The sequence below is a fragment of the Thalassobius sp. Cn5-15 genome (assembly GCF_022347685.1).
Taxonomy (GTDB): Bacteria; Pseudomonadota; Alphaproteobacteria; order Rhodobacterales; family Rhodobacteraceae; genus Thalassobius.
Genome location: NZ_JAKRGF010000012.1, coordinates 39,687 through 52,575, shown reverse-complemented (window position 1 = coordinate 52,575; position 12,889 = coordinate 39,687). Strand labels below are relative to the sequence as shown.

Annotated in this window: 7 protein-coding genes; 1 reads left to right on the top strand and 6 read right to left on the bottom strand. The window is 52.1% G+C overall.

What is annotated here, in order from left to right:
- Positions 1 to 272 (top strand): hypothetical protein (locus MHM86_RS16790; protein WP_239201678.1); only part of this gene is annotated, 272 nt, incomplete at its 5' end.
- A gap of 122 nt (positions 273 to 394) precedes the next feature.
- Here the strand turns inward: MHM86_RS16790 and MHM86_RS16785 are convergent.
- The 6 genes from MHM86_RS16785 to MHM86_RS16760 all read right to left on the bottom strand — a co-directional run bounded on the left by MHM86_RS16785 (position 395) and on the right by MHM86_RS16760 (position 12,724).
- A complete protein-coding gene (locus MHM86_RS16785; RefSeq protein WP_239201676.1) occupies positions 395 to 2,422 on the bottom strand; it encodes an AAA family ATPase in 2,028 nt (675 codons plus the stop codon).
- Between the two features lie 212 nt (positions 2,423 to 2,634).
- A complete protein-coding gene (locus MHM86_RS16780) occupies positions 2,635 to 6,030 on the bottom strand; it encodes a DEAD/DEAH box helicase family protein (protein WP_239201674.1) in 3,396 nt (1,131 codons plus the stop codon).
- On the bottom strand, positions 6,027 to 8,126 hold the full coding sequence (locus MHM86_RS16775; RefSeq protein ID WP_239201672.1) for a DUF262 and DUF1524 domain-containing protein: 2,100 nt from the start codon (positions 8,124 to 8,126) through the stop codon (positions 6,027 to 6,029). Before MHM86_RS16775 ends, MHM86_RS16780 begins: the two co-directional genes overlap by 4 nt.
- An 884-nt stretch (positions 8,127 to 9,010) precedes the next feature.
- Positions 9,011 to 10,003, bottom strand: a complete 993-nt coding sequence (locus tag MHM86_RS16770) for a hypothetical protein (RefSeq protein WP_239201669.1) — start codon at positions 10,001 to 10,003, stop codon at positions 9,011 to 9,013.
- On the bottom strand, positions 9,960 to 11,159 hold the full coding sequence (locus tag MHM86_RS16765; protein WP_239201666.1) for a restriction endonuclease subunit S: 1,200 nt from the start codon (positions 11,157 to 11,159) through the stop codon (positions 9,960 to 9,962). The genes MHM86_RS16770 and MHM86_RS16765 overlap by 44 nt, the downstream gene beginning before the upstream one ends.
- Positions 11,156 to 12,724, bottom strand: a complete 1,569-nt coding sequence (locus MHM86_RS16760; protein WP_239201664.1) for a class I SAM-dependent DNA methyltransferase — start codon at positions 12,722 to 12,724, stop codon at positions 11,156 to 11,158. Before MHM86_RS16760 ends, MHM86_RS16765 begins: the two co-directional genes overlap by 4 nt.
- Between the last annotated feature and the right edge of the window lie 165 nt (positions 12,725 to 12,889).

Genomic DNA, 12,889 nt, shown 5'->3' with positions numbered 1-12,889 from the left:
GCCCCATCAACACCTCAACTTGCCGTAACTTCGAAACTATCTCTTCCGGCTTCGGTCGCTTGTTTGCCATTCTTGGTCCTCCGTTTCCTAAACATAGGGGCGGACCAGTTCAGTTGGGGAGGCTCAGGACAAAGAGCGAAAACACCTTTCCCAGAAAGGAGGTTATTGGGATTGTACAAGAAAAGACTGGTGTGAGCCACAAACAGGCTCTCAATGCGGTGGACAAGGCTTGGCTGTACGTGGTTCGTGGACGTTCAAATGGAACGAAGTGATCTTTGAGGTTCTACCGTTCCAGGACCGAACCTCAAAACACGGCAACGCACGCCTACTTTCTTCAACCGAAGGAACTCGGTGCATCGAAAAATGAAGAAGGTATACCTAATTTCACAAGGCTTTAGTCGAACGGCTGACCATCACGTGCGACATGTCGCTCAAAACGCTCATTTGTGGCGGTGAATAGCCTTCCAATTCTATCCTTTGCACCGTCGGTCATTACGGCACCCGGATCAGTTCCCATTTTTCTTAGGAAGAGCCGCATGGGGCGGGTTTTGTTGAATTCCAGGCCAACTTCCTGGAAGGCTTGTTCCATTCGTTTCGCCAAGCGAGGGATCCGCTCGTTGATTTTCAGAGTTTTTCCTTGAAGTTCCTTCTCGTAGCTTTCCCTAACGAGGGCCTCATATACTGCAGCATCCAGAAGATCCTCTACGTCTGCCTCATTCGGACGGCTCTCTTCCAGGAATGCATCAGCGATCGACACGACGTTCTGATCTCTAAGTAGTTTGCCTTTGATCAAGCCATTCTTGGTCGCTGCGGCATCCTTTTCATGATCAAGGAGAACTATGACGTCGAGGTTTTCAGAGACGAGCAAAGAGACCATGTATGGGATCTTTTGTGCACCTCCTGCGGGTGTCAGAGTGAGCCTGGAATCGAGCCCAACGCCACCAATCTCGGAAAGGTATTCAGATGCTGCTGACAACAGCCAATAGTCGGTGACGCCCTCAACTACCAGATTGGCACCGCCAAGAAAAAGGCTTTGCGCCAGATCGTATCCAAGCGCGGCTTGTAAAGGAAACAACGTACGAGCATCTCCAGTGGGATCGTTCGTAACCGACGTGCCCTTGTCGACGCTGATATTTACGGTGCGCACCCAGTCGAGATGGTGCGTCGGTACCATAAAGGGCGAATGCGTCGTATAGAGGATCTGGTTCTTGAAATCATTTTCCAAGTGTCGCAGCAGATCCCCTTGAGATTTGGCGTGAAGATAGAGGCCTGGCTCATCGAGCAACAAAATGGCGCCGTCTTTTTCGCCGCCCTGAGTGTCGGCCGAGAAGATCATGTAGAAACCGAAGAACCACTGGAAACCTCTACTGCGCTCATCAAGGTTGACCTCAACGTCATAGTTATCGGTTACCTCGGAGACCATGGTTTCCAAGTGATTGCCATCTGGATTGAAGCGGACCTTGAGCTTTCTATCGGTCCAAAGGCTCTGAAGTTCGCCAGAAATGACGGCACTTGCACGGTTCGCCAGCTGGTTGCGCTCCTCGGTGTTCGAGTTCACCAACTCTTGCAGGCGCTCCGGATCAAGGTCGGCAACTCTGCACATCTTTTCGAAATTGATGTCCGCATCCGTTTGTTGGTCTTGTTGTTTCCGCTGAAGAAATGCGGAAATATCTTGGTGCCCTTCGATCTCAGGATAATCAGCAAGATACACGAAGGTGGGAAGATGTTGACCTACCCAGTTTCTTGCAGACTGGTGCGCGGTTTCATCATTCAGGATCTGTTCGGCAAGATCTGCAAGGCTCGACAATGCGTCATCCTGCTTTTCTGAAAGCTCTGCATCAGCAGCTGCCAAAGCAATGCCAAGTGCCTCAGTTGCGGACTTCAATGCAGAAGCCCATGTTTTGGCGCAATCTCCAGGTGCAGACTGTTCCGCGAATGCGTCAGCCGCAGCTACAAGAGACAACTTGGCGCCCTCCTCCAGCTTGTCTGCAACTGCCTTGGCGGCCAACGAAGTTTTTTTGACGACCGAAGAAATGTGCTTCTGATCGAATTCGATAGGGTTCGCAGGAATACTTACCCATCTTCCCTTGGCGTAATTGCGGCCAACACGGACAGGCTCTCCAGCCTTTGCGCGCGGCCAGATTCCCTGCAAAAGGTTCCACTCTTGCTCCGTGAGTTCCCAACTGGTCTCCACCACAGGTGTGTCAGGTGTACATTCACTTAGGCGCCGATTTCGCGGAAAATCCTTAATTTTAGACAGTTCCGAGATCCCCTCAGGCGGCTTCAAACTCGCCAGTGCCCGAAGTAGGTTGGTTTTCCCGCTCTCATTCCGCCCCAGAAGAGCAGTAATTCGAGACGCCATGATTTCGCCACTATCTGCGATGGAACGAAAATTTTGAATCCGAAAAGACGACAACTGCATGCACTAACCCCTTCAAGAAATTTGTAAAAAATGTAGTGATCACCGTTTCACTGCGCAACCCAAAGATGAAAAAAATGACATTACTCTTTCCTATGGCTCCCAGTTCTAACTGATCTTGAAGAAACCCATGGTTCGTTGAGTGATCGAGGTTGCATCTTCTGCAATTCCGAACTGCACGTCCGTGTTTTTTGAGCTTTTTTGCACATCGTCGACTATGCCGCGTCCGCTTGGTTGATGGCGCGCACAATCCCGATAATTTCCTTCACCTGAGACACGGAAAAAACGCCTGCAATTCCCATATCGTCAAGATCCGTGAACGGGCTGTCGTAGAAGAGCTTAGGATCGACGGACCCATTTTCACACAGGAAATCGATCAGCAGATCAATGAACTCGGCCTGGTCCCCATTGAGTTGATGGTTAGCAGAAAACTCGGAAAATGCTGCCTTGGCTGCTGAGCGATCCAGTCCAGTCAAAGACCTCAAGAAGTTCGCCAAACCGGTATCGGTTCGAATCTCTTCCAAGTGGCTTTCTTCTGCCACTCCCAACTCAACAAGCATTCCCTCAAGTTCACTGAGATCCTGTTCCGTCACTGGGATCGCTCTCCTGATCCGTTGAAGAGCTACATGATCGGAGTGTTCTTCGATGAACCGCCGCACCTTCATCTTGAAGCGAGCCTTGTCAAAACCGCTGCCGACATCAGGCAAATCGATTTGATCGCCTCGCCCAATTTCGTCCTCAAAGTCCGTGATGACGATTTTGCGTTCCTGGGGTTTGATAAGGTCTGCAAGCAGGCGAAGTCGTCTCCGGATGTCTTCCAGAATCTCAACGGTTACATCGACCCAAAATTCATCCGTCTGAATTTCCAGGATGAGCTCCATCTCCCGAGAAACCGCAGGTACATTGGGCAGCGTCGCCAAGGATGCCGCAAACTTGACAATCCGGTCCTGGAGGCGGGCAAACCCTGTGTCCGCACGCAGAAGCATAAGTTGGGCATTGAGAAGCAACAAATCGAACTGTTTAGCGGGTAGCCCATCATCCTCAAAAGAACTTGGCAGCCCAGCGACATCGTCGCAGAGCGTCATCCGATCGTCGAAACTGAGATGCTCCCAATTTTCTGAATTCTGGAATTCCTCGACGGCACGCCTTTTGGCGCGCACCAGGAAATTTTCCGTGTTCATGCCCCGTACTTCTTCCGACAACCGGGATTTCAACTCGGAAACAAGCTCTTCGTGCGGCTCGTCCTGGTCCTGAATTTCGCCTATCAGGTCGACCCTTGCTGTGAACAAACGTTCTCCGATTGGTCTTGCCACCGCTGCGTCCATCGCCTTCGGGTTTTCGCGGAAAAATTCCAGGTTCTGGCAAAAGTCAAAAATCAGAAATTCCTGCTTGTCCTCCCCTGGCCCGAACAAGTCCGGACACAAGCGTGTACCTCGGCCAACCATCTGCCAGAACTTCGTCTTGGAGCGAACAATCTTGAAGAATACGAGGTTTAACACTTCAGGAACATCGATACCGGTGTCCATCATGTCGACTGAAACGGCGATGCTTGGGTTTTTCTCAGCCTCGGAAAAATCGTCAATCAAAGACTGAGCATAGGGAACGCTATAGTCTATAAGCTGGGCAAATTTTCCCTGGTAGTGCGGGTAATTGGCATTGAACCTTTCGACGAGAAACTGGGCATGCTTGCTGCTCTTGGCAAAGACAATAGTTTTTCCGAGCCGATCCCCACCGGAAACTTTGATACCATTGACCATCAGGTGCTCCAGGACCTTGTCCACGGTATCTTTGTTGAACAGCCATTCGTTCAAATCTCCGGCATCAACGTGGTCGGGAACATTCCCTTCCTCGTCCCACTCAAGGTTGTCCCACTCGTCTTTTTCTTCTTCGGAAAGTTCGTCGTAAGAAATGCCGCTTCTCTGGAACTTCAAGGGAACAGAAATTGATTTAGGTGGGACAAGGTAACCGTCGGATACCGCATCATCCAGATCATATGCATCCGTAGGAACTCCCCGCTCAAGCTGGAAGAGTGAGTATGTATCCCGATCAATCTCGTCCCTTGGGGTAGCAGTAAGCCCAACCAACAGACTATCGAAGTACTCAAAAATCGCTCGGTACTTCCGGTAAACTGAGCGGTGGGCTTCATCGATGACGATCAGGTCGAAATGCCCTGGTCCGAAGCGTTTTTCGCCCCCTTTCACCTCATCGATCAATCCCATCATGGTCGGATAGGTCGAAAGCATCACGCGCGCGCCGGCGTGATCGTTTTTTGAAGGATCATGGCGCTCCAAGAGGTTCGCGCTTGGTGCAGAAGGCAAATGGGTCTTGAAAGCGCCATGAGCTTGTTTGACCAGAGCCACCCGATCCGCAAGGAACAACACCCTACGCACCCAGTTCGCGCGCATAAGCTGGTCAATCAAGGCGATGACTGTCCGGGTCTTTCCGCTGCCGGTAGCCATGACCAGAAGGGCCTTGCGTTGCCGGTCTTTTTCGAAGGCCTCCCCGACGCGACGTATGGCCCGCTGCTGGTAAAAACGGCCTGCGATATCCTCGTCTACAGCGATCTTCCCGAGGTTTTTCCTGGTCGCACGCCGTTGCTGAAGAAGGACCAGCTCGTCTTTCTTCAGGAAACCCGACACCTGTCGAGGCGGGTACATTTTGTCATCCCAGAACCAGTGCTCATACCCGTTCGTCGTAAAAATAGCCGGACGCTGACCATACATCTTCTCAAGGCAATCTGCATAAAGTTTTGCCTGCTGTTGCCCAATTCGACTGTCTTTCCTGGTCCTCTTCGCTTCAACAACCGCCAAGGGCCTTCCATCATCGCCCCATAGCACGTAGTCAACAAATCCTTTGCCAGATTGGTTTGGCATGCCAAGAACTGGAAACTCACGGTCACGTTCCTGGTCGAGAGGCCAGCCTGCTTCCGAGAGAAGAAGGTCGATGAAAGCATCCCTTGTTGCGGCTTCGTCATAATCATGAGGATCAGGAACTGCCTGATTGGCTGCACGTGCAGCAGCGACCTCAGCCCTCAGGGAGGCCAGCTCCTCCTCAAGAGCCTTCCGCCCTTCCTCCGAGGCTCTACGGGCTTCTTCGGCATCCTCCAGAGCTTTCTGGGCCGCTGCGTGCTTGTCACCAAGTTCCTTAATCTGTCGAACAGTGCTCGCCGTGATTGTCAGCGTTTTTTCCAGCTTCCCAGCATCGAATTTCAGAGCTGGGTCTGGTTTCGCACCCTGGGAGTAGGTCCGCGCAATCCAGTAACAGACATGGAACAACTCTCTGACAGTCGAAGCAGCATCCTGGGAGCTGATCTTTTTTCCGCTGTCGTGGGCCGCTCGGTTGCCCTGATCTTTGATGTACCGCGCTTTGGTGACAATTCCTGGCCCAGTCAGAGCTGCAAGGCTTGGTTCGGCAATCAATGCTGCAAGAGTAGCATTGTAGGGCTTTCTCAATGCAGGATCCCGGCGGTAGAGCCATTTCATGGCGGTTTCAAGCGTCAGCCGCGCCCAGAAACAGGAGCCACGAGGATCCGAAAGTGCGGCCGTTTCAGCCTTGCCGGACAGCTCGAACAACTGGGTAAATTCTGCTTCAAGAAAGCGAAACTGGCTCATATCGCCGAACCCTCTCCAAGTTGCCGATCGAGTGATTGGCGAACCAAGCCAATCACGTATGGCAGTTGCTCAAGGCATGTCATTTTGACCTCTGTGTTTCCGTTTCCCCACCGCCCGACACTTGAGACATCCATCGCCAAATTGTGTGGATCATTCAGATCAGGCAAATCGATGTTAAGTGAAATCCTCAGAGCTTTGGCCTGCGGGACGACATCAACAAAATTGGTTTCCGCTTTGTAGGCGACGTAGAGCTTCAGGAACTCTTCCGACACGCATGGATCCAGGGCTGTCACTTCTCGCCTAAATCCTTCGAATAGATCTCGGATTACTCCTCCCGCCAAGTTCGGGTGATCTTCTATGGAATACTTCTCCGATTTCTCGGGCTGGCTTTGGTAACTTTCAAGAATTGAGGGAGACAGCTCGGGTGCCGTCCAAACGACGACAGCGTGCTGGACCATGCGTTTAGCGCGGTCCAGGATGGCAGCTTCATTCCAAAAATCTATTCCGGCCAAGCCTTTGTTCACACGAAGTGGACTTTCTTTGAAGCCGCCTTCCATGTCCCGCTTTTCTTGGAATGGCCTATCGCTCATCTCTGAATTGTAGCCCGTCAAGGTTAAGTTGCCGATGGTATGCAACCATTTTTCCTGGACTGATTTCCAATCTGCACCGAGTGAACTGCGCCAAGCCGGAGAAAGGTTATCGTTCTGCGGAAGGATGTGTTCGATGGTGTAGTCATCAACGTGAACACGTTCCTTGCGGCCATAGTTTTCGAAGCGGCGTAGCCAGTAGGATCTGCTCCGGAAATTGTACAAATCTCGTTCTATCAAGCGCGACGCAAATTCTTCGTCTCGTGGAAACCTGCGATAGGACTTCATGTTCATGAAATGAGCCATCACACTTTCAAGATACCGGTCCTTTTTCAATGACCTGCTGAAAGTGGCAAAAGTCTTGTTCAGGGAGTTTGTTGGCACCGCACAGACGGCTCTCCGGAAGACATACGACTCGATCAAGCGAACAATCTTGTGAAAATCTTCGCCATCCAGCAGCCCATCTTCGAAGTCGGCATAGACTTCCAATAGAAATGGGTATGAAACATCCACACGAAGCTCACGAAGGTCCTTGAATGCCGTATTGAGCTTTTGGTCTGCCTCCTGTCCCAACGCAATCGCACAATAAAAGCGAGCGAATTTTCGCAATTCCTGAACAAGGTCTTCTGTCACTTTGCCTTCCGCAGATTTGCGGCGCGAGTAGTCTTTGAATGCTTCGTAGACATCATCTCGGCGAGGCAGGTTCCCGGTGGCCACGGCCAAATAGTGACGCATGAAGCTGTCAAAGTGGCTGGCGTAGGCGATTTGCCCAAACCCCTCTTCCATCTTGCGCCAATACTGTTCGTAGAGTCGGGTTTGCAGTTTTGGTTCAAGCCCCATAAGGATGAAATTCCTGATGAGATCAGCCTGAGACAGCTCCTTTCCTGTCGAGTTCATGCTTTCAAAAATCAGCTGAGGATTGTCGTGTTCGCGGCTCAGGGCGACATCGACAATCATGAGCTTCGCCAGACCTGCACATATATCAGCCACCACCGTGTTGTCCCCAGACAACCAATCCGAAAACAGTCGAAAGTTCTCCTTCACACGATACGACGCCGGTTCGGGAAATTCATCGCCGGCAACAACCGAATTCAGGGTTGTCCGGTCAGTCTTGGAAAGCAACAACTTGAACTGCCTTTCGCCAGTCTCATCCGGATCCATCAAGTATCGGTTTCGGATTTTCTTCCTGGAGAAACCGTCAACAGGTTCGCTGTCACCAAGCGCATTCGCAAGCGCAGCAAGCAGAAGAGAAACCGACGTCAGCCGTTGCTGACCATCAATGACCAGCAATGGTGCCCGGCTGGATGCGTTCGAAAGGCTTTCCTCAATGTACACCACTGACCCCAGAAAATGGACCGGGATATGGTCGCTTCGCCCCGCACGCAGGATATCATCCCAGAGCTGTCGGCATTCTTTCTCTGTCCAAGAATATGTGCGCTGGTAGATCGGAATCACAAACTGTGGGGCCGCGTTAATGAAGGCTAAGAGGTTTGCGTCAGTTGCTTTCATGAATAATGTCTCAAATACCGTTCTTAAGATCAGGAAATTCCTGGCAGAAATGCTCTTTCACTTTTTCCATGACGACTCATCGAGCGGCCTCCTGCAATGCACTTTATTCAGAACATCATAATCGACACTTTTCAACGTATCGGCGAGTTTCTTTTCCAGGGCAGCGACGACATCCCGTCTTGGTCAGTGCGCCTCAAAGTCATCCACCTCGGAAAAATTGATCCATAGAAGGAGAAATCCCAATGGTCGATTAGCGCCGGATCGTCGTCGAAATCCCTTCCTGCTGTGTTCAGCAAATGGCACAGGATCCTATGGCTCACCAAGGTCACAACCACCATTGCGACGATGATTGCCAAATCCACGTAGCTCGCATTTTGAAAAAGTGTCGTCTTTCACATCGCTCTCTGAAACCAGGCACCAGCACACCGTTTTGCAGAATACGCATATCAGGTTTCCAGGGGTGGCAGACTCTACATCATGGTGAGGGATTTCGCGGGGGGACAGATCATGAGAGTTCGACCTTCATTTCGCTGTCCCGTCCATTGTTAGATAGTGTCCAGCGCTGAAATCTGAGGATGCTTCCATCGTCACACATGGTCCTGGTTAATGTCGATTTTGATTCAGGATGCAATACGATCCAGAGGAGGCCAAAGGCTGCCTCTCGCTTGCCGTGTTCAATACCGTGCATCTTCAGAATCTTGTTAATTTCGTACATCCGCGCTCTATCATCCATCAGTCATCCTTCCTCTACTCTCTTCCCCAGTCCGCCCAACTTAGAGCAAAGTGGCTGAGCCGACCTGCTGCCGTCACACGTAAAGTCGGAAGCCGCGTTCCAACATGGGTCCAGGAACCGAAAGGGAATGCGGTTCTGGTTCCAGCATCAATCACTCCGCAAAGATGGCATCCGCGTTCAAAAGATCGGTCAGGTATGGTGTGAAACCGGCCAGGACAACGGTCATCGCCACCATGTCCCGCATATCGATTTCGCGCTTTCTGCTGGCGGGTGTACCTCCATGACGCAGACCAGGATAATCGGATGCGAACTTGTAGATCGACTTGGCAGAATTCAGGACCTCATCATGTGGACAAACATCGGCCTTTGCGCACATTGCCCCAAAAGTGTTGATATGCTTCCTCTGCTTACTGCGACTTGCTGTTGCGTTGTGCGCATCGACCTTTCGATTGTGCTCAGCGACATCCGGATACTTCTGAAGCAAGGCCTCCAGGATGTTGAACTGGGCTGAAATGCACTGCTTGATTTTTCGCGGTGTTCTTTCTGACTTGAGGTCTCGTACGCTCTCCTCGAATTCATGCATCAGTTCAGCGAGATCAGGATCCGACGCCGTAGCATCTCGAAGGTTAGACACGAGGCGCGAGAAGATGCCAGGCAGTGTCGGGTGCAAACTGAAGGGCCTACGAAGATCATATCGAAGACTATATTTCTCCATGAAAGCTTCGACGTTGCCAAAGAAGGCATTTGAAAGCTCGCCTCCTCCAAAATCGTCAACAACTTCAAAGGCACCCTCCAGAGCTTTGACAAGCTGTGCCTCGGACGTTTCAGGGTCGAGGTAAAAGCTACGCAGATACTCCCATGCAAGATCTTCTTGCGAGGAAGCATCATTAAATGCCTCCTTTTGTTCCTGATACCGGGCAAGAGCCTGCTTGTAGGCGTCGAATGCCTCTATATCTCCTGGAAGGTAAATTTGACCTTCTTCATTGAGACTTAATGGCACGGGTGCAACAGGCGCCTTTGGCGCTGATACCGTATCGCGTAAGACATCCAGGAACAGAGAATCATCAACGTCTTCCAGATCCTGGAGCGGTAGGAAAATCTCATCGAGAATTTCGGCTCGAACTCCGCAAAACTCGCCGCGCACGTAAGAGTTCTCCCCGGAAAGCTCGATGTTGCAACGAAAAGAAGAGTTCACCTGCTTTGGCGACAGCCGACAATAACCTTTCCCCCTGGGGTTCCAGCTTGTCTATCCTATTGGCGTACTGATCCTGTAGGTCTTTAGGTGGCAGAGCAATTTTGATCCTTTGAAATTCTTTGGCGTTGATATTAGCCATTCCAACAATGTTCTTGCACATCCCCATCAGCGTTGCCTTACCGTGAGGACTATTCAGATAACCGCTGATGTAGTCGGTGTTCCCGTTAGCATTTGCTCTGGCACGCACCAAATATCCAGCAATGGCCAGCGGCTCCTCCTGCTTTACAACCGCCGACTTTCCAACCAGTTCCTTACTGTTGGTGCGGTTGAAAAGCAGGTCTCCACGCTTCGTTGTGTACTTCTCGAAATCTCGTTCAGACAGTTCAATGTGTTTCAGGTCTGTTAGATCAATGCGCCCATCGTATGTGACATTTCCCATGCGAAGGATCGGCAAACCATTTCCTTCTGCATTGGCCTTCGATGATGTCCCATACTTTGCTTCCTCAAGTAGGTCACCGATGCAGCCAACATCCCACCCGTACGGATTGGAACCAGGATCCCCAAACATCTCATGAAAGATCGCCTGGCCGAGAGTATTTAGCTTGTCGAGGGCGCGGGTGCGGAGACGGCGCAGGGCGTCCGCCTGATCCAGAATCCCCGCTATCCGCTTCTGCTCCTCCAGTGTGGGTAGTGGGATTTCGATCTTCGCGGCCTGCCCCTTTGTTAGCTTCGCCCGCGTTGTGCCGGAAATGTAGGGCGACAGATCGTAATTTTCGAGCACCCTGGTCAGAAACGAAATGTCCACGCAAGGCTTGGGACGCAAGACATGAGCATGGTTGTTGACCCACGATTTGCCCTCAATTTGGTAGGCTATTCCTCTATCAGGATTTGCAAAATGGCCACCGTCCTCCGCTACCAAAACCAGAGGTTCGTCGAAAATGTATCCGTCGATGGTACCTTGTTGTCCGTTTGCCCCAAAGTACGGGTAATCTCCCTCTATCCGATCGGTTTGCTTTACAGGTCTCCGCATGTGATCCAGAAATTCGACGACTTCACCTAACGGCTGCACTGGAAAAGCAGCGCGCACGACATTGCGCGTAATCATCCCAGCATCCCCTTGAGCGTTTCCAGCCCTTCTGAAATTTCCCTTTCGATTTCTCGCAACTCCGCGATGATCTCGGCAGGAGCCTGATGCTCGACCTCTTCGTGCTCTATCTCCTTGTAGCGATTCAGGGACAGGTCCCAGCTACCGGTGGCAATGATATCCTCTTTGGGCACCATGAAGCTCTGTGCCGTACGGGGACGCTCTGCCTCGCCATCCAAGTTTTCCCATCGCGCCAGAATGTCCGGCAGGTTGTTCTTGGTGTGCTCATCTTCTGACAACTGCGCCTGAACGCCCAGCTTGTCGTCATCCAACAGCGACGTGCGCTTGTCATCCAAGCTGAACCCATCCGCCGCCATATCATAGAACCAGACGTTTTCCGTGCCGCCGATAGTGGTCTTGGTGAAGATCACGATAGCGCAGGAAACCCCGGCATAGGGCCGGAACACGCCCGAGGGCAGCTTGATGATGGCCTCGAGCTTGTGATCCTCGACCAACATCTTGCGAATGTCTCTGTGGGCCTTGGAAGAGCCGAACAGCACGCCATCCGGCACAACCACCGCGGCCCGACCACCGGTGCGCAGCAGGCGCAGGAAGAGCGCCACAAACAGCAGTTCGGTCTTTTTGGTCTTCACCACCTTCAGAAGGTCCTTCGCGGTAGTGTCATAGTCCAGCGAGCCCGCAAAGGGCGGGTTTGCCAGGATCAGCGAATAGGCTTCCTTATCGCTGCCCTTCTCCTCAGCCAGGCTGTCCCTATAGGATACATCCGGGTTGTCGACCCCGTGGAGGGTCATGTTCATCGCCCCAATCCGCAGCATGGTGGTGTCGAAGTCGAAACCATGGAACATGCCATTGTGGAAATGCGCGCGCTGTTCCTTGTTTCGCAGCATCTGAGGATAGGTATCCCGAAGATATTCACCGGCTGCGACCAGGAAGCCGCAAGTACCCGCCGCTGGGTCACAGATCACATCCTCAGGCTTTGGCGCCATCAGATGGACCATCAGCTGGATGATGTGCCGGGGGGTGCGGAATTGGCCGTTTTGCCCAGCACTGGCGATCTTGCCGAGCATGTATTCATAGACGTCGCCCTTGGTGTCGCGGTCGTCCATGTCGATCTCGTCGAGCATCCGGACCACCTTATCGAGGAGTTTAGCGCTCGGAATACCCAGACGCGCACCTTCCATGTGGGCGCCAAAGGAGGAGCCCTTTTGGCCAAGCGAGCCCATGAAGGGGAAAACATGCTTGTCCACGATCCGGAACATCTCGCGGGACTCGAAGTTCTTGAACCGGGACCAACGCAGATCGTTGTAGGGGCGGTCTTCGTAGTCATCCAGGTCGGGATCATCCGTCAGTTTGTATTTGAACGTCCCTTCGGGAAAAATCCTGCGCTCCATCTCGACACCAAGGGTCTCTGCCTTGCTTTCCTCGCGGGTATGAAGCTCGTCCAAGCGTTTGATGAACAACAGGAAGGTCAGCTGCTCGATCACCGAGAGCGGGTTGGACACGCCCCCTGACCAGAAGGCGTTCCAGATTTGGTCGATTTGAGTGCGGATGGCGCCTGTCAGCATGGAATCACGTTTTCTCTATTTCTTGTTGGCGCCCAAGCTATTGGCAGGGGCAGCCATTCGCAATCAGGGACTGTGCAGACCTGGAGGGCCAGCCCAGGTTGGGCCCTGGGCAGGTCAATTAGACTGTTTTTACCTTGCGGTTTCCTGGGTCGCCTGAAGGCAGTC